The sequence below is a fragment of the Runella limosa DSM 17973 genome (assembly GCF_000482465.1).
Lineage (GTDB): Bacteria > Bacteroidota > Bacteroidia > Cytophagales > Spirosomataceae > Runella > Runella limosa.
The window spans coordinates 22,329-46,166 of sequence record NZ_AXVJ01000044.1; the positions used below are offsets into that span (position 1 = coordinate 22,329).

A 23,838-nucleotide genomic window follows, 5' to 3' on the forward strand; every position below is an offset into this window, starting at 1 on the left:
AAAATAATTTCAATATACTATTTTTCATATCTTTGATTCGTGGAGCTAAAAAAAACTATACCAATAAGTCATACTTGGTAAGTAGTTTTTAGATTTTTCCTTCAACGTAGAAAAACTTTTACTCAGTTATGCAAAGACGGCCGTTCATCAAGCTATTAGGCACTTCTTTGGGCAGCTTTCCGTTTTTATCGGGGTTTGCTCAATTGCCTACCTCCCCTCCCCATACGTGGCCTCAATGGTTATCACAAGTTGTCAGTGTTTGTCCCATTGAATCAGTTTCAATTGCTTTAGCTGGTACATTACCTACGCCCCCATCCGCAGTTACGTCGGGGGAATTTGCAGCGGCAAACAACCAAGTTTACTTTTATCAAGAACAGCAGTATTGCTTTCAAGTATTTGAAAAAACACATCCAACGTTAGGCACAATAGACTTGATAATTCCGTTTTGGCAGCGCCAAGCAGCGAGAAATTGGGCAACAATCGCGTATTGGTCTTTGTTTGAATTACAGGCCATCGCCGAAGCTTCCGCCCAATTAGGCACTTCAACTTTTGACGCCCTCGTTCCATTAAAGGAAAGTAAAACAGGGCGCTACCTGAGCGCCAATGGTGAAGTATATCTCCAATCGTACCTTCGCGCAGATAAGCAAGTTGTGACAAACATTCGTCTCCAAGAAGACGTATATACCCGCTGGGAATCAAAGTATTTATCTTAGTTTTTCAAATTGTTTCACTAAACCCTCAAATGTTATGGCAGAACCTTTTTTGTCCGAAGTTCGGATCATGAGTTTCGTCTTTCCTCCCAAAGGCTGGGCACTCTGCAATGGGCAGCTTCTACCCATCAACCAAAATCAAGCCCTATTTTCTCTTTTAGGCACTACGTTTGGAGGCGACGGGCGAGTAAATTTCGCATTGCCCGATTTGCGCGGCCGTACACCCATTCACGTGGGGAGCGGACATACGCTAGGCGAGCCTGGTGGTGAGCAGGCTCATACGTTAAGTATAGCCCAACTACCTACACACACACACGTAGCCAACGCAACCAGCACAACCCAAAATACGATTGCGCCTACTGATGCTCGTATTGCCGATACTACCCCCTCAGAACTATATTCAGGCGGTAGTAATTTGGTAGCTATGGGAGCCCAAATGATTACTGCTACAGGAGGCTCGCAAGCCCATTTAAACATGCAACCGTTTTTGACGCTTAGTTTTTGTGTTGCTTTACAGGGTATTTTCCCAAGCCCAACTTAGGTTGGACACGGTGTCTGTTAATTAATTTTTTTTTAAACCCTTTAATCACTTTACAAAAATGGCTCAACCTTATGTTGGAGAAATACGCATGTTTGGGGGGAACTTTGCCCCCGCTGGCTGGATGTTTTGCGGAGGGCAGTTGTTGCCTATTTCAGAAAATGAAACCCTTTTTAATTTAATCGGGACAACCTATGGGGGTGATGGTCAATCTACGTTTGCTCTTCCCGATTTACGCGGGCGGATTCCCATCCACCAAGGCAATGGGTTTATACTGGCCGAAACAGGCGGTGCGGAGGAGATTACACTAACTGTGTCTCAAATTCCAGCCCATAGCCATGTTTTTCTAGGTACTGAGAACTCAGGAGGTACAGGAAGCCCAGCGGGAACGACCTTTGCTCGCAACGCCTCTGCCAATTTCTATTCAACTGACACGTCGGTTGGACTCAGTAATTTAGCGCCAAGTACAATGAGTTCGACAGGAGGTTCTCAACCGCACACTAACTTTCAACCTTACCTTTGTGTAAACTTTATTATTTCACTATTTGGTATTTTTCCTTCGCCAACTTAGTGCTAATTGCTTACGAACAATTCATCGTTAACAGGCGGCAATTAACTCTACGTAAGCAATTAATTATCAATTAGATAGCGCCGTAAAATTTACTCAAACTGTGAAATCTTATTTGATTTTACCCTAAACTCAACAACGACCATGGCAGATCCATTTGTTGCCGAAATACGCATATTCCCATTCAATTTTGCCCCTAGAGGCTGGGCTTGGTGTGACGGCCAATTATTACCTCTTTCCCAAAATACCGCTCTTTTTTCACTCTTAGGAACTACCTACGGAGGAAATGGAAAATCAAATTTTGCCTTACCAGATTTGCAAGGCCGAACGCCCATGCACCCAGGCCAAGGACCAGGGTTATCACTCCATGATTTGGGTGAAATGAATGGTTCCGAAACTGTATCTTTGCTAGAGTCTGAAATTCCCTCGCATAGTCACACTGTCCATGCCTTAAATGATAGTGGTTTGCAATCAGGCCCTACTGGAGCATATCCCGCACGGGCAAACTTTTATAACACTAACCCTGGTGGGTCAACAGTGGCTATGTCAGCAAACGCTGTAACCCCCGCAGGAGGCGACCAGCCGCACAACAACATGATGCCTTATCTCACATTTTATTTTAACATAGCTTTACAGGGAGTTTTTCCACCGAGAGGATAATAGCGTAATGATGGAAATCACATCACGACCCATTGTTGAGGCTGATTTGCCTGATTTGTTAGAAATTTATGCCAGCACCAGGGCCGAGGAATTGGCCTTGGTGCCAGCGTGGTCAGAAGAACAAAAAAGGGACTTTGTAGAACAACAATTCTACGCGCAACATAAGTACTACCGTGAGTTTTATGTAGGAGCCGATTTACAGCTTCTGGAGGCCAATCATACCGCCATTGGTCGGCTTTATGTGCATTGGAATTATAGTCCTTCTGAAGTTCGCATCATGGATATTGCGATTTTGCCTCCTTACCGAGGGCATGGCCTTGGAAGTCAGCTACTTCAAGCGGTCATTCAAAAAGGGACGGAGCTAGGAAAATCAACCACCATCCATGTAGAGTGTAATAATCCTGCCCTACGACTTTACGAACGGCTGGGTTTTGTAAAAATTGGTGAGTTCAATACTTACTATTACCTAATGGAGTGGAAACCTAAAAATGGTATTTCTTAATTATTGAAGATTATGTTAGAGACCCTTAAAATTTCTGATTTTCAGCCGCTCGTAAACCAAACACTCACCATTCGTTTTGCGTCGGAAATTAGCCATCCTGCCGAACTCATCAAAGTGACTCCATGGGGAAGCGCTTCCGATAAATTTCGACAACCCTTTACGTTAGAATTAGAAACCGACCTTACTCGGCAATATTATTTACAGGGCTCTTTTGTGCTCGTTCATCCTACCGCAGGCGAATTGCCGCTGTTTATGGTGCCCATTGGCCCTGGGGCTAAAGGAATGCGCTACGAAATAGTTATCAGTTAACAAAAAGGGTTGTGGACAAATCCACAACCCTTTTATTTTAAAACGGAGGTTCATCCAGCGGGTTTGGCGGAGGGAAATTCATCCCCATATCCCCCAAATCATTGGCTTTGCTTTTGAACGTTCCGCCCGTCGAAGCAGGTGGCGTATCAAACGAACTTGCTGCTTGTGCCCTGGCTTCGGGATTAAACGATGGCGTAGGTGAGGAAACAGCGCCGTAAAAACCATCCAAATCCGCAAATTTGGTGTATTTACCAATAAACCGCAGCTGAATGGTATCCAATGAACCACTACGGTTTTTGGCGACAATTACTTCTCCAACTCCTTGTACTGAATTACCAGCTTCATCTTGCGTAAACCCGTAATATTCAGGTCGATACAAAAACGCAACCATGTCTGCGTCCTGCTCGATACTATTATGGATGATAATATCGTTGGCCACAAAATTGTGTACCCCCGCGACAGTAGCATCATACACATCTTCAACCCCTAGTGGAACAATAGACACTATTTCATCCCAAAATACATCCGATTCGGACAGGGCTTTAAGCATTGCGGCCGCAGGAAATAATTGACAGATTTTTTCTAAACGAGTCCTTGAAACTCCCTTTTGAAACAAACTCGTTCCACTATAAGCCACTTGAAGTTTATCCGCAAAATGACGCCAACTTAACTCAGCTTCTTCTTTTAGTGGTTTGATAAACAGATCCCACACTTCTTTGGGTAAAACATCCACATTAGGGTTTGCCTCAATTTGTTGAAGTGCCGCAATAAGCTCAGGAATGATTTGACCGCGTTGACCAAAGCAACCAACTTGTTGTAAAAAATCAAGTTGAGCCACTACTCCTTGAACATCAACATGATACATATCTCTGTACTTCTCTGACTTTATCCTCTTTACCGTAGTACGTATTCCCAATCGTAGCAACAAATGCGCAACTTGCTCGGCCAATTGTTTACTTGAGGAAGCATAATAAATCGCCGCAGCGTCTTTCCGCCCTTGCGCTTTTTTCCAACTTATATTTCCATCCGTTGCCCATAAGTGGTGGAGGAACAAAGCGATTTTTTGGTTGTCACTCTTAAAAAGTTGTTCAGGAAGGCGCTTATTGTACGAGTGCACACGCTCCAATCCCAACTGCTCATACCACAGGGTAATTGGATGTTTTTTACCGTGTGTCAAGTGATACGGAGACGGCAAATACAAATGTTGCCAGTTGTTTTGTGGCACAGTTTTACCTACTATGCCAAATAATTTTTGGGCTACCGACGCTACAATCTCAATATTTTTCTCGTCAGCACTTGTGTAATGATAAGGTTGCTTTGGCAAAATACAACCATCACCAATCAAGTGAGCCAGCAAAATCAGTTCTTCATCAACGAGGGGATTCGCGGGCTTACTGACCTCGATACGGCGAGGAACTGCGATTTTATCACCAACCCTTAGCGCATCCAAACGACTCCACCCCTGAAGTTTCAAAAAAGGGTGGTTTGCACTGGCTTTTATACTTTTACCTGACCTTGTAGTAAGTTCAAAAACTTCTTTTTTCCCCGAATAAAAGGCATTTGTAATCTCTTGAGCCCCGACTTTATACTGCCCATTTACCCCCAAACAGGGGACTTTATCTTTGGGATTTGTTCGTTCAGCAAGTTGCCTAATAGGCATTCTTTCTCCCGTTTCTGCATTAATAATAAGCGTATCTCCTGTCACACATCCCGATTCACGTAAGTCAGACAGCTGCGGACGCTTATCACCACCACGGGTTTCGACGGCACGACTCAACTGCGACAAGGCAATCACGGGTACGTTCAGCTCTTTGGCTAAGTTTTTCAACGCCCGCGAAATCGACGCAATCTCTTGTTCACGGTTTCCTGCCCCTTTGCTGCTGTCGCCTTGCATGAGCTGCAAGTAGTCAATGACGACCATTTGAATGTCATGCTGTTGTTTCAAACGGCGACATTTGGCCCGTAGCTCCAAAATCGACAAGGCAGGCGTATCATCAATATAGATAGGGGCACGCATCAAGCGGTCGATGCGCTGGTGGAGTTGGGTCCACTCGTGCGGGGCTAAGTTTCCTTTCTTTAGTTTTTCACTGTCAATCTCGGCTTCGGCCGAAATCATACGATTGACCAGCTGTACCGCCGACATCTCCAAAGAGAAAATTGCCACGGGCATTCCAAAATCCACAGCAGCATTTCTTAGGCTTGAAACAACGAAGGCCGTATTATGCGTGACGGTCATGTCTTCCAACAAGAACAGGTGGTTCTCGTCTATTTCAAAGCCGTAATAATCATCAAAACAATCGAACTCCACTTGAACTCCTGTTACCCGCCAATCAATGTTGCTGCGTCTTTCGCGCGCTTTTTTCCGCTCAATTTTTACGGGTATCTTGGTCAAATCGCCGCTAATTCTGACACGATACACTTCTGTTTCGTAACCAATAGAGGCGATAGACGCTTTTTTAGCGTTCAAAGAAACCCTGAATCCAAGCGAATCCGCTAAATATTTAATTTGTTCGGCTAATCGCTTGTTTTTTTGGGTAATTTCGTAGCAGTCATAGTCACTCTGGTAATGGCCGTCACTATCTATCAACCCTGCCAAAAGCTTGAGTCGATTTTTAGAAGAATTGTACAAATAACTGTCAGGAATATGCTTGTTGCCAATCGTATCCAACTTCCATAGCTCCTGCTGCAAACACACTTCGGTTTTTACCCCTCTTTGGCCTGAAGTAATTCCATAATTGGGGGCTTTACCCTTTTGCTGGTACTTAACAAGTTGTAAGTTCAACTCCTCAGCGTATGTGCCCAAATAAGCGACAACTTCTTGATCAGTATTTGTGACACGAGAGCTGTATGAATGTCCGTCTCCTAACCAAACGCCAAAGAAATAAGGGTCGATTTCAACCTCTTTTTCCGAAAGTTCAATCGGAACTTTATAGCCTTTGTAATTACTCTTAAACTTATTCGACTTTTTAAGGTAATCTCGAACTTCGATATTGAGTACATCGCCTTTTTGGTGACCGCCATCATTTCGGCTACGTTTGAGCGACAAAATATGACTTTCATTTACCCGATAACTTATCCCTCTATTCTGATGCACCCAGTACATATTTTCTTTACCTCGCGCCAATGATAGCACTTTTCGAGGCGTCGAGTCGTCTCCCATTAGCAAATCACCGACTTGTACATCTTCCACATTGCGAAGTGTACCGTCAAACATGACTACTTTTGTTCCTTTCCCCAGACATTTTCCCATCGCTGGCCGAGCTGCAAGAATCACAAGTTCGGTAGGCTGCCAACCCGACGTGAGGCGGTCGAGTTGCGTAAAACCTGACGGAACGCCCGTCAGACCGTCTTTTTGTTCGCGACGGCGCTCCAACTCGCGCAATGCCTCGGTCATGAGCGCGCTCATGTCGGCGTAATTCTTGCGGATATTGGATTCAGAAATTTTAAAAAGCGACTGCTCTACGGTGTCTAGCAGCGTAAAAACGTCGGTCGTATCCTCAAACGCATCTTGCAAAATCTTTGATGCCACCGAAATCATTTCTCTCTTCATCGACGCTTGCGCAATGACCCGAGCGTGGTATTCGATGTTGGCCGCTGAGTTTACTTTGGTAGTCAGCGCCGTGATGTACTGTGCTCCGCCCACCACTTCTAGCTCGCCCAATTGACGCAACTGCGTCGTAACCGTCAACAAATCAATAGGTTCAGAGTTTGTAAAGAGCGTAATAATCGCATTATAGATGCGTTGGTGCGCTTCTTTATAAAAACTGTCTGACTTTAAAATATCAATAACCGCATTGAGCGCGTCTTTCTCAATCATCAAAGCCCCCAGCACTGCTTCTTCCAGCTCAAGTGCTTGAGGTGGAAGTTTTCCTGTACCCGCCCCCGACTCCAACCAGCGGTTATTATTTGCCGCTCGCGAGCCATATCCTGACGTGCCTTTTCGAAGAAAATTATGGGACTTATCGTTTTCCATTTGTGTCAAAATCAACTACAATGATACTCCAAAATTTAGGATAATGAACTACTTTTTACCAACAAAAAAATACTACCTGCCTTAACTCACTGATTGCCATTTATCCCCAATTACACCGTTACTTCCTTGGTCTCTTTTGCCAAAATACCTTCTATTTGTTCCTGTACCCATTGATATTCAAGCGCGGCACACGTTTTACCCGTTTGCCACAACAAACGAGCGTTTGTGCCATTTTGATAGTTGCCTGAGTATGGCATGTACGTATCGAAGTTATTTAATTTACCAAAAAGCAATATACCATACGTACCTACGGCATTTGCCAAATGCGCAGGCCCGCTGTCTATCCCAATAAAATACTGAGCCCTACGAATGATTTCCGCCGTTTGTAACAACGAATACTTCCCGCAGGCATCCATGTACTTAGCGCTCCTCACCAAATTTTTGCTTTTTAGCCCGATTTCTACCACCGTATAGCCCAAGTCTTCAGTCAGCCAATCAATTAGCTTTTCCCAATTAGGAACTGACCAATCTTTGGCTGGATAATTGGAACTGCAATGAATGACAATTAGTTTCTGAGGCAGGTTTAAATTCGCAACTTTTTGTGCATCCGCCGCTGGAATGTACAATTGAGGAACGTCATCTTTGACGAGCAACTCAGCACACAACTGAAAGATAGTCAGCAAATTACCTTTTCCAAAGTAATTAAATACGGTTATATCTTTTGCAGCCGCAACTTCGTTTTTGTGAACCCTTCCGCTGATGGCGTCCAAATTACTTTGCCAAAATTCAAGGTTATACACTTTATCAAAAATACCCGAATTAAAAACCAACAAACGGCGTAATACCGTAGGCTGTGCCCAGGCTTCATTGATGGCAGGATGGGTTGCGACCAACTCTTTAAAAGCAGGCTTTACAACCCACACTATATAATCGTTTGGGTGTGCTTCTCGTACCTGACGCGCAAGGGGTTCGGCCGCCACAATGTCGCCAAAATGCTCCGTACGAATGATAGCCACCAGTTTTTTACGTCCCAAAAAAGACAATTTTAACCCAAAAAAACGTACGATTGTAGCAAATGCAAGTACGTATTCTTGTGCTATGTAGGTATATTTTCGGTAGCGATGTTTCCAAAGTGTAACAAAATCTGATAAGCTCATGCCGTTGGAAGTCAAAATCCTATGGTAAGTTTCTATCTACAAAGTTAGCCTAAAAACGGATTTATAAAGAAAGTAATCTATTTTTGGTTCAAAAACGTTTTTTCAATTTGTATGAATGATAAATTTTTCATCCAAGCAGGCGCTTTATTAGGAGCACTTGCCGTGGCGCTAGGGGCTTTTGGCGCCCATGCACTCAAAGCCATGCTCGAAACCAACGGCCGAGCCGACACCTTCGAAACGGCCGTTAAATACCAGTTTTACCACGCCATTGGCCTCGTTTTGGTTGGTATTTTGCTCCAAAACTGCGCCGTCAATGCCGAGCGCTTTTACAACTGGTCGGGCTATGCCTTTTTAGTGGGCGTTGTCATTTTTTCGGGCTCGTTGTACACCATTTGTTTTACCGGCATTCGTGCTTTTGGCGCCATTGCACCCATTGGAGGTACCCTGATGATCATCGGCTGGGTGCTTCTTCTCCTCGCCGCTGGCAAAAAGTAAGCGCACATTTTCATAAAAAAAGGCTGCCTTGTTGGGCAGCCTTTTTTTATAGTATTCACCGACTAGCCACCGAGTGCTGTCATGTATTGTTGCAACAACGCCTCGTATTTCTTGGCAGCGGCATCTTGTTTTCCTTCGCGACACGCATTGGCAAGCGTTTGAAGGATGTACAATTGGATATTGCTGTCTTGGTTAGAATGATGCTGAATGTTGTATTTCAACACCGACTCTGCCCGCGTAGCCATTGTGTTGGCAATCTCAAGTCCTTTTTTGGTTTCGCCCAAGTTCAACAAGAACCCTACGTAGTTGGCCGAAATTTGGTCGTAAGGAATGGTCTTGTCTGGCATTTTGGCCAAAATAAAGTTCATCGCCGCTTTGGCTTTATCGTTTTTACCTTCACGAATCAACTGATCAACCAAACGCATGAACGCAATACGCGCCGAGAACGCTGGCGAGCCTTTGAACGTACCGTCGTAGTACGTATTGGCATTGTCAAGCTCACGCCAGAAGGTCTTCTTCATCAAGTTTTCGCTCATGATGTCGGTGTTTACGTAACCGTCTGATGCGCCAGGTACACGCACTGGCAACAAGCGATACGCATAACCTTCCAACTGCATGTACTCTTTCAAGTTGAGGTAGTTTTCGTTGGTCAACGTTCCCGAGAAATAAATCGGACGCTTCCAGTCGTTGGTTGCGATGATGTCGAGCATAATAAGGTCAGACTTGTACAAATCGCGCTTACCGATGTTCCACTGCATGGTATCTTTTACAAACGACGCCAACTCCGATTTAAGGATGTTCATCTTTTGCACTTGTTCTGGATTAATACCCAACACCAACACCGACGATGGCAAGATGCTCGTCATTTCGCCGCTTGTCAATGGCACCTGAATCGCCGCGTTGTTTTGTTTTACCAACGACATGTATTCTTTCAAATTGATACCATTTTTCACAGCTGGCATTTCGTAGAAAGGCACGATGTCGTTTTTACCCGCCGCAAAGTTTTCGTAATTCAACGAAATAGGTAGCGGCTGCGACTCGTAGGTTTTGCGCTTCATTTGGCCAATGTACCAGTCGGTACCCAACAAGCTCAAGTTACAAACGCGCACGTCGGTACGGAAGCCTTCTACTTCTTGCACATACCAAAGTGGGAAGGTATCGTTGTCGCCTCCCGTAAACAAGATGGCGTTTGGCGCACAAGAATTTAACAAGTTTTTGGCAAAATCAACTGAATGATAACGGTGGCTACGGTCGTGGTTGTCCCAACCTTTAGCCCCCATCAGCAACGGCGCCGACAATCCTAAAGCAGTAGCAATCCCCGCGCGGGTAGTGGCTGATGGCAAAAACTTGGTCAAGAAATCGTAAATGAACAATACCCCGAGCCCAATCCAGAACGCAAAGATGTAGAACGAACCTACGTAAATATAATCACGTTCGCGCGGTTCTACTGGTGGCGAGTTGAGGTAAACGACGAGGGCAATACCCATCATCAAGAATAACAAGCCCGTTACCAAGAAATCGGTACGACGGCGGAAGGCTTGAATCACAATACCCAAAAGACCCAAAATAAACGGAATCATGTAGAAATTATCACGGGCGCGGTTGCTGGCCATGACGTCGGGCAACCCTTCGTTGGTATCCCACGGACGAAGTCCGCCTGCGCCTTCTTCGTCGCTTTCACGGCCTACGAAGTTCCACAAGAAATAACGCCAGTACATGTGTCCCAACTGGTGCGAGAAGAAAAACGACAGGTTGTCGCCCATGCTTGGTTTTTGACCTTCAGCCAAATTAAGCTTGTCGCGGTACAACTGCGGGTGGTTCCCTTGGTTGCTGTGTACGCGAGGGAACAACATTTGCTGGTTTTTCTCATATACGTATTCTGGACGGTAATCGGCAATGACATAACGACCGTTTGATTTACGGTAAATCGGTTCTCCGCGTTCCGAATTGATTGGACGCGCCGTAAACACAGGGCCAAACAACAATGGGCGACTACCGTACTGCTCGCGTTTTAGGTACGAAACATAACTGATGACGTCGCTTGGATCATTTTCGTTGATTGGTGGATTGAAGTTAGAACGAACCAACACCAAGAAATAAGAAGCGTAGCCAATCAAAACAAACGTAAATGACAACAGTGCCACGTTCCAAATTTCGTTTTCTTTTTTGGCCGTGTAGCGAACTCCCCAAATCAAGGTACCCACAAACAATAACAAAAACACCACGATACCCACCGAATAAGGTGTGCCTAGGGTGTTAACAAAGAAAATTTCAAATTTACCCGCAATCGACGGCAACCACACAATCACGCCCGAGTTGATGATAACAAGCACCACCAAACCTCCTACAAACGCCGCGATTCCACCCCACAAGGTAGGTTTGTATTTTTTGAAATAATACACCAATGCCAACGCAGGCAAGGTCACCAAGTTGAGCAAGTGGACGCCGATTGACAACCCTACCAAATAGAAGGTAAAAATCAACCAACGGTTGGCTGCGGCTTCGTCTTCGATGCGTTCCCACTTCAACACCGCCCAAATAACGATGGCCGTAAAGAACGACGAAAGGCCATACACCTCAGCTTCGACGGCCGAAAACCAGAAAGAATCAGAGTACGTATAGGCCAATGAGCCCACAAGCCCTGAGCCTACCACGGCGATGATTTCGCCCATTGAAAGCTCGTCGTCTTGTTTACCCAAAATTTTGCGGGCCAACAACGTGATGCTCCAAAATAAAAATAGGATGGTGAAAGCACTTGATACCACCGACACCATGTTGATCCAGTACGCTACTTGGGTGACATCGCCCATGGCCAACATCGAAAACAGACGGCCAATCAGCAAAAATAGTGGTGCTCCTGGAGGGTGTGGTACTTGGAGTTTGTACGAACAGGCGATAAACTCGCCGCAATCCCAAAAGCTTGCTGTACGCTCTACGGTGAGTACATAAGTGACTAGCGCTACGGCAAATACGAGCCAGCCAGAGAGGGTGTTTATTCGGTTAAATTTAGACATGAATAATTAGTAGAAATGTGAAAAGTCTTGAGTTTACAATCAATACATTGGGACACCAATTAGAATGCTACTTTGGCTTTCTTCTACGAAAGCCGTGCCAAAATTAGCAAATTCGGTAGAAAGCCGACGAAACGTCGGTCTTAAAAGTTGTTAAAAGAAGGATATTATCCAAGAAGCGTCGTCAACTCGCTTATCATCATGGCGGTAGCACCCCACACTTTATGCCCCTGAATATCGTAAAAAGGGGTTTCGATGGTGACCCCACGCACTTCGAGCTGAGTACGACCTATCACCCCTTCATCCAGCAGCTCGTCGAGACTCACTTCAAGGACGGCCTCCACTTCGCGTGGGTCGGGGTAAAAGTCGGGTTTGTAGGGGAGTTTGCCCACCACAGGCAGCACAAAGAAGTTACTGGGAGGGATAAACAATTCCGTCAGTTTGCCAAGCACCTTCACGTCGGCGGCTTTGATGCCAATTTCTTCTTGGGCTTCGCGAAGTGCGGTACGTATCAAGTTTTCGTCCGTTTTTTCATAACGTCCTCCAGGGAAAGCCATTTGACCTGCGTGAACTCCGTCGTATTTGGGGCGGAGAATGAGGGGGGCAAAAATTTTATCGCGGTAAGGATAAAACAAAATTAAGACCGCAGAGCGCCGCGTTTTTTCGTTGGGTTGTGCTTTTAACCGCAACCGACTGGCCGATGCCATTTTGAGATGCGCGTCTTGCCCCGGCAGCGGCAACTGCAGTTGTTGTTCGAGGCGATGTATAAAATCGTGAAACGGCATCTTTACATTACTATTGCTTTTACGAAAGCGCAATTTAGCGGTATTATGCTTTTATTAATCTTTTTTTTACAAAAAACTAATGATTTTCTTGCCCAATTTTCAAAATAATTGCCTACCGCAGCCCATCATTAACTGCTCGTAACGCCATTTTGTTTGGACGTCACCAGCGCTATGTCGTTAATTTCTATTGACTTCTGAGGTTGTTGGGGAGATTAATGAGTGCAGGCAAAAAACCAATTCAACTACTTGAGTAATTACACTAATATTTTTACTTTGGGAATGATGGGTAATTAAGCTGACTTTCCAAGCGGTAGGTTGCGTGCTAGGTATCTTAGCCTCCTACCAAGCGTTTACAAATATTTAACAACGATGGAGTGGCTTCTATTTACTTGTTGGTAATAATTCCCTTTGCTCCCGAGAAGCTGATTTATCTAGCTAACGACTAATAAGTTTTAAACAAAAAAATCGAATAAAAGGGATATTTTTATACATTTGAAAATCAATTAATTACAAAACTTTAATCAGAATTAAAAAAACATTTGAAAGAAGATAAATCTATATCAACAACTGATTTTCATGCAGGTGACTTATTCGAAAAATGGGTAAACCTAGTTGGAAAAGCTGAATATTCTATTGAAGTATTCACTCCTTATTTAGATTATACAATAATTACTCTTTTAGAAAGTGTTCCAGAACAAATACGAGTAACAATAGTAACTGCCTTAGATGGCGACAGTCTTTTTCAACGCGGGCATCAACTTAAAAGTTTAAAAGAGGCAATTAATAAGGGGATTTTTGTAAAAAATCTTAATGGATTACACGCAAAAATCTTAGTGGTTGACAATACATTTATCTCACTAGGCTCTCAAAATTTCACAAAAAGAGGAAGAAAAAATAAAGAAGCAGGAATGATAAGTGAGGCTTCATTTAAAAATTCAAAATTAATTACAACGCTTAATAATTGGAAAGAAGAATCAAAAATCATAAGCACTGAGTTAATTGAAGAGTTATTAATTTATTTAAATAAAAATGAGGAAGAAATATCTAAAATCAAAAAGGAATTTGACCTAAGTGTTGAAAAAATTATCTCTGACTACAATCAAAGAGAATTAGAAAAGCAAATTAAAAACTCTTCATATTTCAACTCAACCTACAGGTTTGCACAAGGTGAAGTAATTTTAACACGAACAATCCCACCACCAAATTATAATTATTACTCATTTTTTGCTCAAGAGCACAACAACTTGTGCAAATGGATAAAAACAAATAGCGAAAATCACGAAGAACAAATTGAATTAGAGGATTATAAGTATTATCCCGCATTAAATGTCAACACTATGCAAATGTCATATTTAAGAATTCATACAAGTAGAATCACTTTTATGAAATCCACGTTTGACATGAGTGAATGGAACGGTTATGAAATTGACAAGAAAAAATACAAACTTGATTTTACATTTCTTAAGTCTTCAACTAAGGATTCAAATATTAAAGTAACTCTTTCCAAAGAGTCTGTTGGTAAAGCAACCTTGTATTACCTTTTCAATGGTTCAAATTTTTCTCTAACAAAGACAAAATATAATAATGAGTCAATCAAACAAATCATTGAAAAAGAACTATTATCAATAGAAGAAAGACAGAGTACTTTTTTAAAGTTTCTTATAGAACCTGCTAAGTTTACAACACATTGGAATCAACCAAAAGAGATTGAAAAATTTCTTCCAGAATACTCCTATCGAGTTGGAATATTAGAGTATCAGAATTTGCCTATTTTAATTTTTAATAAAAGATAAAACTATTGCTAACGGGTGTTTGGCTCAATAATGAGTGAAGTGGTTAATTGAACATTCTACTTCGCATCAACTTTTGTGCTGTATTGGCCGTTTTGTGCTCCGAAATCCCTCACTTCGCTAACCCCCAACACGTTTCGTATTAGCCTTTTGCTGGGGGTTAGTGTATAAACAACTCCCTACTCAATAGCATTACAGTCGCCCTATCTGTTAGCTGTGAGCGGGGATTCTCAAATCCCCGCGATTCTACAATACAATCGGGGTTGTGAGCAGCCCCTTCGTTGGGATTTGAGAATCCCAACGCACGACCCAATACTTGTTTAAAGAACGGGTGACCTGCACGCACCATCGCTCTCCCTCACAAAACTCCTAAATCCCAATTTGTAGTCGTAAACCAGGTTGGACACTTTTGAAGAAACCGTTAAAATAGATTTCGGGCTGTATCTTAAACATGCCATAGGTTGTGACCGTCATTGAAAAATTCCAAGTGTTTTTATCAAAAATAGGCCCATTTCTAGTTACTGAATGCCCCAAATACGCCCCAAAAAGCACTTTTTGGGTATTTATTTGTTTCGATGAGGGGCGTCTAAAATCGTAAAAAGTAACGCCTACTTGCACAAAACCATTGCTATGGGTAGTAAAACGCTGGGTCTGGTCGTTGCGCTCAGTAAAAAACAAACTGCGCCATCCCACCGTGTAGCCAATCGTTTTGTACCTGTTGGGCACAAACGTAAAATCAACTTGCGAGTTGGGCACCCATTGATTTCTAAACAAACCGATTCCAAACGAGGGATGAACGGCGATAAAGTCTTCTTTTTTATTTTGAACCTTCCTAAACTTCCTTCCCGACAAAGGCGTGTCCGTGTATTCAAACGAAAACCGTTCGTCGGTAAGGTCGTGCCCCGTGTATTTTTTTACATCCTCCAACGCTTTTCGTATGTGCGCATTGGCCATTAATGTTTCGGCCAGTGCTTCGGCATCCTCTAGGTTGTTCAACACAAAACAAAAATAGACCAGCTCATTCGTTATCAAATTTTTAGCCTTGGGATTCTCGACCTTAATTTGAACGGGAGCGGTTGCATTTTGCACAATGAGCAGCGTATCTTGGGATGTTTTTAGCAACAAAGGTTCGGCATTTTGCGGCCTAAGTTGGAAACGCTGTTGGGCGGAGGTGTGTTCTTTCAAATCCAGTTGGTACTGTTCGTTACTAAGAGGTTTGTAAATAACCGTGCGCGCATTGGCCGTTTCTTCCAGACCCGTTTTTATTTTCTTAAAATCCCTGACAAACAACGCAAGGGTAGAGTCGATGTTTTGAAACTGTTCTAAACTGCGCACGTTGGGGGCATATACAATAAGCTTATTGCCTTTTTCCAACTCAAATTGATAACGACTGTGCTTTTCGAGCATCCAAGGTTTTGTTCCTGGTAAATTTTGAGCAAAAGCGTGGCTAAGGATGCCCGCTGCGAGCATCGTTATGATGAAAGTTTTCATGGTATTTAGAGGATTTTGAGTGTTTTAATCTTTTTTTCTGAGGTACGTCATGATGCTACTTTCCGACTGATTCCCGCTGTTGGTTTGCCAATTAATCACCACAAACCCTTTGGCTTTTGCCTCTTTTTCGCGGGCTTCGGCCATTTCTACTTTGTGGTAATCAGCCAATTCGTTAGCATGGATAATTTTAAAGGCAGGTTTGGTTCTATTTTTTGAAGTCTGGTTTCTAGGTGATTGGCTTATTACCTGTGCCGCCGCCATTTCTACAGGAGCTTGCGAAATTTCAACCTTAGCCGCAGCAGCAGGACTCACCTCGTTGGGGCTTGACACGGCCTCCTGAACTTGCTCCGTATTTTGCACCGCTTCGGAAGTGCTCGAAGCCTGTACGATGGTGGTAATTTTGGATGTTTTTTGAGGTAAGTATTTACGTACCACCGACTGCGTTAGTGTCTTTTCTTTCAGTTCGGGATTCTTCTCATTCGTTGTTGCCAAAAGCGGTTTCTTTACCAATTCCGCCTTTTCCACTACCAACTGTTTATCAATAGGTTGAAAAACAAACCACTGCATTTTCCAGCCAACATTGCCCACCAACAACAAGAGCACCGCCGCCGCTGCTACGCGGTAGTACACTGACTTAGATCTGAAAAATCTCGCGAATCCCGACTTCTTTTCAGCCATGGGATGCAGTTCGGCTTGTAATTGCTGCCAAACTACTCCAGACCGAAAGTTATCGGGGAAACTATCGAGGCTATCCATCTCCTCTCGCAGCCACGCATCAAATTGTTCCGTATTGCTCATAGCCTCTTTTCTTTAAAATTTGTTGCAACATAGCTCTTGCTTTACTCAACTGGGATTTTGAAGTACCTACGGCGATGGACAATTGCTGGGCAATTTCCTCGTGTTTAAACCCTTCCACGACGTACAGGTTGAATACCATACGGTAGCCTGTAGGCAACTCTATCAGCGCGGCGTAAATCGCTTCGGCATCAATCGACTCATCGGGGGGCTCCACCATATAAGTACTGTCCGCTTCGTCGGTATCCGTAAATTTGGGTAATGCTTTTTGTTGGCGCAAATGCATCAATGCTTCGTTGACCATGATACGTTTGAGCCACGCTTCTAGGCTGCGATCATCGCGGTAGTCAAAATCGGGCAAGCCCCTAAAAAACTTCAAAAAACCATTCATCAATACTTCTTCCGCATCTTGGCTGTGCCGAACATAACGCATACAAAGCCGAAACAGTCGCGCGGCAAAGCCCTCATACAGCCTATTCTGCGCGAATCGGTTGTTTTCTTTGCACATTTCAACAACTTTCTGCCAGCGATACACAGGTTTACTTCGTTTGGTTTCAATGATAGAAATGCAGAAATAACCCGATGGGTTGCCTGAAGGGTAAAAAAAATTCAATGCCGACGCTGCCGTAGGCAGGGATTCTCAAATCCCCGCGATTCCACAAGTGAATACAATCGGGGTTGTGAGCAACCCCTTCGTTGGGATTTGAGAATCCCAACACACGCCCCAACACACCTTTAGACAACCAGCATACCGAACGCGCCATCGGGAATAATACTTTCTAGCCGTGAGCAGGGATTCTCAAATCCCCGCGATTCCACAAGTAAATACAATTGATTATTTGTTCTTCTTACCAATCTGTAAAGCAAATTGTTCCTATTACATCATCTTCTCTAATTTGGTAATTATTGATAAATAAAAAATACAAAACACTTGCCAGTTCATCTGGATTTGTTTGTTCTTTATCTAAGCAGAGTGAATTTGAAGAACTATGGCAATATGATTTTTGAAACTCTACAAAGCTTTCAGATTTGTACTTTTTTTCTACTTTTTTATTTAATGAAAATGAATCAACATAAGAATTGACGCTAACTTCTTTTAGAGTAAAAGATATTTTTTGCAATAGTGCATCTCGTAAAAAATCTTTAAAAGATGCGTATTTACCTTTATAATTCTCTTTAAAAACGATAAACATATTTGAATTCGTTGTTATAGCGATTTGATTGTTTATGAGAAGAACATAAATAGGTGAGATACCATATATACTAGGAACTCCTTCAGGTACAAAGGAAAGTTTACTTATCGTTCTTTCAGTGATTTTAATATCTAAATCCATATTAGAGCAACTAAAAGAAATAGCACAAATAATTAGTAATTTTTGAAATGAGTTCATGAGGAAATGTTTTCACCTTTTATTTGGACAAGCTCCCGCTCGTGTTTCCTATTCATAGGCTTCTAACCTAGCCGTAGGCAGGGATTCTCAAATCCTCGCGATTCCACAAGTGAATACAATCAGGGTTGTGAGCAACCCCTTCGTTGGGATTTGAGAATCCCAACACACAATTTATAAAAACCTTCCCGAAAGTTTTGAACTTTCGGGAAGGTTTCAGACGGAGATAGATGCCTACGGCATGACAAAAAACTATTTCCCATACAATTTCACCAGACACTCCGCCACAAACGTACCGTCTAAGGCCGCTGACATGATGCCGCCCGCGTAGCCCGCGCCTTCCCCGCACGGAAAGAGGCGCTTGGTTTGAAGGTGTTCTGCCGTTTCGCGGTCGCGAGGGATACGTACGGGTGAGGACGTTCGGCTTTCCGCGCCAATCAACTGCGCATCATTCGAGACATAATCCTTGATTTTTTTTCCAAAATCTTGCAAGCCCAACCGCAACGGCTCGGCAATGTGCGCGGGTAAGTACTCACGCAAGTCTAGCGACTGCAATCCAGGCTGGTAGGAGGTTTCCAACAAACTGCTGGACGTACGTTGTTTTATAAAATCCAACACCCGTTGCGCAGGTGCTATTTGCCCGCCTCCCGTGATGGCGCAGGCTTTTTGCTCAATTTTCTTCTGAAGTTCCAACCCCGCCAATGGTCCAAACTTGGCATACGGCTTTAAATCAGCTTCTTCGATACTCACCACCATGCCCGAATTGGCAAAACGGGAATCGCGCCGCGACGGCGACATGCCATTGACTACCAACTCGCCTGGCGACGTTGCCGCTGGAACGATGAACCCACCTGGACACATACAAAATGAAAATACGCCACGTTGAACGCCGTTTACGCGGGTCTGGGTCACTAAGCTGTACGAAGCTGCGGGCAAATAAGCCCCTCTATCGGCGCAATGATACTGTGACGAATCAATCAGGCTTTGGGCGTGTTCAATCCGCACTCCCACCGCAAAAGGTTTACTTTCAATAAAAATGTCTCGCTTTTGGCACAGCTCAAAAATATCGCGGGCTGAGTGTCCCGTGGCTAAAATCACCCCCAATCCCACGTGCTCTTTGCCGTCGGACGTGATGACACCTCGAATCGCTTCGGACTGACTATCAAGTATAAAATCCGTCACTCGGGTGTTAAAATGCACCTCCCCGCCTGCTTGCAGAATGCTTTCGCGCATGTCGGCAATCAGCGGTGGGAGCTTGTTGGTACCAATGTGCGGATGGGCATCGTATAAAATTTGTTCGGTAGCTCCGTGCGCCACCAAGATTTCCAGTATTCGCCGTACATCGCCCCTTTTGTTGGAACGAGTATATAATTTACCGTCTGAATACGTCCCTGCCCCACCTTCTCCAAAACAATAATTAGAATCAGGATCAACAATCTGGTCTTTGTTGATGGCCGCCAAATCGCGCCGACGCGCTCGCACGTCTTTGCCGCGTTCCAACACAATCGGTTTGTAGCCCAGTTCAATCAGGCGCAAGGCCGCAAACATCCCCGCAGGTCCGCAGCCCACAATCACCACTGCGGGTTGATTAGAAACGTCAGGATAGTTTTTTTGGTAGGAAATGGCAGGGGGAGCCGCTTCGTCGGCATACACTTCTACCGACACATTGACTTTCACTTGCCGCGAGCGGGCGTCAATCGACTGCTTTAGTTTACGAATCGTGAGGGTTTCGGTTTGTTGAATCCCCAAATGACGAAGCACGTACTGTTGAAAAGCCGTATCGTCAAGTGCCACATTGGGTGGCAGCGTAAGTTGAAATGATTGGTGCATTTGAAAGGGATTTAGCCTTTAATAAGCACAAAGGTACGTCAAATCCCTAAAATTGCGAGCAGCTCCCCCTTTTTCGTGCGTGATACGCTCACCTCACTTTCATCGGTCATGACGAGGGTTCCGCCGTCGCCTTTTACATAACGCACGACTTGGCGTAAGTTTATAAGGTGAGATTTGTGTACCCGCATAAATTCATTTTCCACCAAAAATGGTTCAAAATCCGCCAACGGCTTAGAAGCCATCACTTTTTTCTGATTCGTCAAAAAAATATTGCAATAACTTCCCATCGCTTGCATGTGAATAATATCCGATAACGGCAACAACAGCACGCCGTTCATCGACGGCACCGATAGGCGCTTGAGCGGTTGGGGAGCGTCTTCGAGAACAACACGGGCGTTTTTCTCTTGCAATTGACGGTTTTGCTCCTGAACTCGTTGGTATTCGGTCAGCAGCTTTTCGTTTTCTTCCAAACGTTTCAGCGACAACGAACGCGCATCATCAGCTTCTTGGCGAAAAATGCGAATGCGATCAGCAAGGGCAAAAGAGAAAAGTGCCGCCTCTAACATTGTCCCAATAGGAAAAGCATTATATACCAAAAAATGAGTACTTGTAATGATTCCCATTTTCCACAACGTAATTACGACCACCGAGCCAAGAAATACCGTCCACCCCAACAAATAAAACCGAGCTTGCTGCAATCCTTTCCAAAACACGGTGATGGCCGTTGTCATCAGCAAAGTACAGCTCACCAAAAAAGACAGCATCGTCAGGTTATTGGATAGTGGCCGAATGTTAAAGATTTCGAGCAAGGGTAAGCAAGTTACCAACCCCAAATATACTTGTAGGATGCGATGCAGGCGCGGCACAATGGCTTTGGTTTGAAGAAACTGCATGGCAAACAAAATCACCAGCCATGTATTAATCACCGACGGTGTATCAATCCAACGGTTAAAAGACGGGTAATCGGGCCACAGTAAGTCAAAACCGATGCCTTCGAGCCGAATAACCACAAACGTACAAGTGATGACATAAACGCAATAGGTAAAATAAAGTCGTTCACGTAACTGCACGAAAATAAATAAATTATACAAAAACACGAGTAACATCCACCCCAAAAAGACACCCTCAAAAGTGTCATTTCTGTGTTGCCAACTCGCCAGCGCTCTCTCAGACGCCACGTACATTGAGGCCAACAAGGTAGCATCGCCACTTATTCCGATATAAACTGTTTGAGGATGAGTCCCCAGCGGTACTGTCAGCTGATTATTATGAAAAAATCGGCTGTTATATTTTTCCAAAAAACCTGTTTTATAATAGCTAATTGCACCTTTTTGGTCGATAACATACACTTCCATCCTGAAAATATTCTCTTCATCACAAAGCAGATAAAGACTGCCTGACGTATGGTTTTCGACCGATGCCTTCAACCATACTTTTGAGCTACGGACGCCAAAATTAGGAGCCGTTTTAGTATTTTTTTGAAACGCTTTTGGTGGCAGTTTTTGAAGTTGCTCTATACCAAACAGTTGACTTTTATCTTCATAAAACTGAAGATAGCTTCCCAGCGAAATCGTCTTCGTTTCCCTGTAATGAAGTACGGGCACCTGACTCTTTCCTGAAAAGGTGCTTAATAAGCACCCTAACAAAAACAAAATATAACATCTCACAGGCTAAAAAAATATGTCTTTTAACAAGGTTTAATAATTACAAATTCTAGCATCCTTCAAATTACATACACACAAGTACATTTTTCTTTTAAAATCACTATAATATTACATTTTTTATATCTATGTTATTTTACCAAACTATCTATTCGTATATTTTTTAACCCTTATTTATTTTACATAAGTATCATTTTCAATACTTTCACATTGATTTAAGCATTTTATTAGGCATCAGCTATATGCTTTTCTGCGTTGAAGCTCTGTTTGAGTTACATGCGACAAAAATGTTTTAGCGAAATTTATGGACGCTGCTCAAACTACTTTGCAAACAATTTGTTCAATGGTGTATTCTGATTCATTCAAAACATAGATGACGTCAACTGAGACAAGTAGGGTATTCCAAAACAAAAGGGTCAAAAATGGCCTAATAAAACAACCTTTTAACCATAATGATAGGTTACAAATGGCTATCATCGCCCAAAAGGTATATCAAAAGTGCAAAATATGGCTGTTATTTGCAATGCTTTCTTTGGGGGTAAATAACTGTACAGAAGATCGTAACGCAGGCTTCGACCAAATGCCCAAGGAATGGCTGACCGCCAAGGCAGAAATTGAAACCTACAGTGCCATAGACTCAAGCAAGGCTTTTTCATTGGCAAAAAAGTTTCAGGAACAACATCCAAATTCAGAATTGGCACAAGTCATTTGCCTGCTGGGCTATGCCGAAACCTATCGCTTTTGGTACAACAACACCCTTGCCACTGAATATGCAAAAAAAGCAGCCTCGGCTGCCAAAAAAATAGGCTATTTAGAAGGGCAAGTCCAAGCAGACTTGCTCATTGTCGAGACAACCAAAGAATGTGATACGTGTTTAGATTATTTACTTAATATTGAAAAAACCATCCAATCAAATGCCTCAGTATTTAAGGTAAAAACCATTTTTCGTCTTTATCATGACATGGGGTATTATCATTATGAAATCAGTGACACTAAAACAGCAAAGTATTATTTTTTTCAGGCAAGTGAACTAGCCAAAAAGAACCAATTATTTCTCGAAGAAAGTATCGCCAAAAGTGCCTTGGGTTCGGTATTTTCCCGCGAAGAAAATCTTAACAAAGCAATTACATTTCACCAACAAGCCATTGCTAAATGTCAGCAAAATGCCCCTAGCGAATGCGGAAATCACTACTACGAATATGCGATTGCACTCCTTGAATTAAAGCGTTATGATGACGCCTTGAAGGCCATTCTTACCGCCAAAAAACTGTACAAGGCGCACCCTCATCCGTTTAATGCAGGTGAAATTGATGGTATCCTTGGGACGATTTACCTGAAACAAAAAAATTACGAGAAGGCAGAAAAAAGTTATTTGACATTTTATAAAAAAGCACGATTCTCTTCGACCAAGATTTGGGCGCATAATCTGTTGACCAATTACTATTATACAATTGGCGACTTTAAAAATGCGTTCATAAATAGTCAGAAATCTGTCAGAATGCGTGACTCTGTTTATTCAAATGAGCGCACTTACACCTCCGTTGCTAAACGAACAAGCTTTGAGCTTGCGCAAAAAGACGAAGAGGTTCAGGCAGCCAATGTTCGGCTAAGATACGCCATCATAATTGGTATTTGTATTTTATTAATTACCCTAACTTTTGGCTTTTTGGTTTATCGGAATCACCAACTCGCTAAACAGCTTACCCAATTAGAACAAGAAAAATTACAGCAAAAAATTGATTTTGAACAGCGAAAACTTGCCACAACTACGCTGCATTTGAGCCAACAAAGTGATTTGTTACAAAATATTAAAAAAGAAATTGAGCAGCTCAACGAAAACGCCGAACCTAGCTTACGAACCAAGATAAAACACCTTCTAAAAACCATTGATAGCAATACAAATAATGAAAATGAGTGGGATAAGTTTAAGCTTCATTTTGAAGCTGTTTCACCTCATTTTTTTGAAATACTTCGTCAACGCTCAAGCTCAATTACCGAATTAGATCTAAAACACTGCGCCTATTTAAAAATTAATTTATCTCCCAAACAAGTAGCTCAAATTCTGGGAATAAGCCCCAAAAGTGTTACATTATCTCGGGTACGCATTAAGAAAAAATTACAACTCGACGAAAACGAACAACTCAACACTTATTTGCAAAGTATTTAGTATCTAAT

19 protein-coding genes are annotated in these 23,838 nt (G+C 43.1%); 9 read left to right on the plus strand and 10 right to left on the minus strand.

Translation table 11 applies throughout. The features are described from left to right. The first annotated feature begins 128 nt into the window (after positions 1–128). From K339_RS0104695 to K339_RS0104720, 6 genes are all read left to right on the plus strand, one after another. Positions 129–713, plus strand: a complete 585-nt coding sequence (locus K339_RS0104695; RefSeq protein ID WP_028522581.1) for a hypothetical protein — start codon at positions 129–131, stop codon at positions 711–713. 34 nt (positions 714–747) lie between these two features. After that, entirely contained in the window at positions 748–1,251 is a 504-nt protein-coding gene (locus K339_RS0104700; protein ID WP_028522582.1) for a phage tail protein, read from the plus strand. A 58-nt stretch (positions 1,252–1,309) separates the two neighbouring features. Next, the gene (locus K339_RS0104705) at positions 1,310–1,819 is read left to right on the plus strand and encodes a phage tail protein (RefSeq protein ID WP_028522583.1); all 510 of its coding nucleotides are present in this window, start codon (positions 1,310–1,312) and stop codon (positions 1,817–1,819) included. A gap of 141 nt (positions 1,820–1,960) precedes the next feature. Next, a complete protein-coding gene (locus tag K339_RS0104710) occupies positions 1,961–2,476 on the plus strand; it encodes a phage tail protein (RefSeq protein WP_028522584.1) in 516 nt (171 codons plus the stop codon). Between the two features lie 7 nt (positions 2,477–2,483). Beyond that, entirely contained in the window at positions 2,484–2,978 is a 495-nt protein-coding gene (locus K339_RS0104715; RefSeq protein WP_211243779.1) for a GNAT family N-acetyltransferase, read from the plus strand. Positions 2,979–2,990: 12 nt separating this feature from the next. Then, entirely contained in the window at positions 2,991–3,287 is a 297-nt protein-coding gene (locus K339_RS0104720) for a DUF6916 family protein (RefSeq protein WP_037299246.1), read from the plus strand. A 37-nt stretch (positions 3,288–3,324) separates the two neighbouring features. Here K339_RS0104720 and K339_RS36565 read toward each other — a convergent pair whose 3' ends face one another. Both K339_RS36565 and K339_RS0104730 read right to left on the minus strand, forming a co-directional pair. Further along, entirely contained in the window at positions 3,325–7,260 is a 3,936-nt protein-coding gene (locus tag K339_RS36565) for a replicative DNA helicase (RefSeq protein WP_084332108.1), read from the minus strand. Between the two features lie 110 nt (positions 7,261–7,370). Next, entirely contained in the window at positions 7,371–8,417 is a 1,047-nt protein-coding gene (locus tag K339_RS0104730; RefSeq protein WP_028522587.1) for a glycosyltransferase family 9 protein, read from the minus strand. Between the two features lie 111 nt (positions 8,418–8,528). On the opposite strand from K339_RS0104730, the gene K339_RS0104735 reads away from it, so the two are divergent. Next, positions 8,529–8,912 (plus strand): DUF423 domain-containing protein, encoded by a 384-nt coding sequence (locus K339_RS0104735; RefSeq protein WP_028522588.1) that lies wholly within the window; start codon positions 8,529–8,531, stop codon positions 8,910–8,912. Positions 8,913–8,974: 62 nt separating this feature from the next. On the opposite strand, the gene K339_RS0104740 is transcribed toward K339_RS0104735, so the two are convergent. Together K339_RS0104740 and K339_RS0104745 are read right to left on the minus strand one after the other, a co-directional pair. After that, positions 8,975–11,926 carry a glycosyltransferase family 117 protein gene (locus K339_RS0104740; protein ID WP_028522589.1) on the minus strand — a complete coding sequence of 984 codons (2,952 nt, stop codon included), beginning with the start codon at positions 11,924–11,926 and terminating at the stop codon, positions 8,975–8,977. Positions 11,927–12,090: 164 nt separating this feature from the next. Then, positions 12,091–12,708, minus strand: a complete 618-nt coding sequence (locus K339_RS0104745; RefSeq protein WP_028522590.1) for an NUDIX hydrolase — start codon at positions 12,706–12,708, stop codon at positions 12,091–12,093. A 539-nt stretch (positions 12,709–13,247) separates the two neighbouring features. Between K339_RS0104745 and K339_RS0104750 the strand changes: the two genes are divergently transcribed. Then, complete coding sequence (locus tag K339_RS0104750) at positions 13,248–14,501, plus strand: phospholipase D-like domain-containing protein (protein ID WP_028522591.1); 1,254 nt, start codon at positions 13,248–13,250, stop codon at positions 14,499–14,501. 366 nt (positions 14,502–14,867) lie between these two features. On the opposite strand, the gene K339_RS0104755 is transcribed toward K339_RS0104750, so the two are convergent. The 6 genes from K339_RS0104755 to K339_RS0104780 all read right to left on the minus strand — a co-directional run bounded on the left by K339_RS0104755 (position 14,868) and on the right by K339_RS0104780 (position 21,606). After that, a complete protein-coding gene (locus K339_RS0104755; RefSeq protein WP_157607471.1) occupies positions 14,868–15,989 on the minus strand; it encodes a hypothetical protein in 1,122 nt (373 codons plus the stop codon). A 24-nt stretch (positions 15,990–16,013) separates the two neighbouring features. Next, a complete protein-coding gene (locus K339_RS0104760; protein WP_028522593.1) occupies positions 16,014–16,787 on the minus strand; it encodes a hypothetical protein in 774 nt (257 codons plus the stop codon). Next, positions 16,765–17,397, minus strand: coding sequence for an RNA polymerase sigma factor (locus K339_RS0104765; RefSeq protein WP_229598694.1), 633 nt, complete (start codon positions 17,395–17,397; stop codon positions 16,765–16,767). The genes K339_RS0104760 and K339_RS0104765 overlap by 23 nt, the downstream gene beginning before the upstream one ends. 235 nt (positions 17,398–17,632) lie before the next feature. Continuing rightward, positions 17,633–18,175, minus strand: a complete 543-nt coding sequence (locus tag K339_RS0104770) for a hypothetical protein (RefSeq protein ID WP_157607472.1) — start codon at positions 18,173–18,175, stop codon at positions 17,633–17,635. A 249-nt stretch (positions 18,176–18,424) separates the two neighbouring features. Next, a complete protein-coding gene (locus K339_RS0104775) occupies positions 18,425–20,002 on the minus strand; it encodes an NAD(P)/FAD-dependent oxidoreductase (protein ID WP_028522596.1) in 1,578 nt (525 codons plus the stop codon). Between the two features lie 38 nt (positions 20,003–20,040). Beyond that, positions 20,041–21,606, minus strand: coding sequence for a 7TM diverse intracellular signaling domain-containing protein (locus tag K339_RS0104780; RefSeq protein WP_028522597.1), 1,566 nt, complete (start codon positions 21,604–21,606; stop codon positions 20,041–20,043). A gap of 523 nt (positions 21,607–22,129) precedes the next feature. Between K339_RS0104780 and K339_RS0104785 the strand changes: the two genes are divergently transcribed. Next, entirely contained in the window at positions 22,130–23,830 is a 1,701-nt protein-coding gene (locus tag K339_RS0104785; protein WP_028522598.1) for a tetratricopeptide repeat protein, read from the plus strand. The last annotated feature ends 8 nt before the right edge of the window (positions 23,831–23,838 follow it).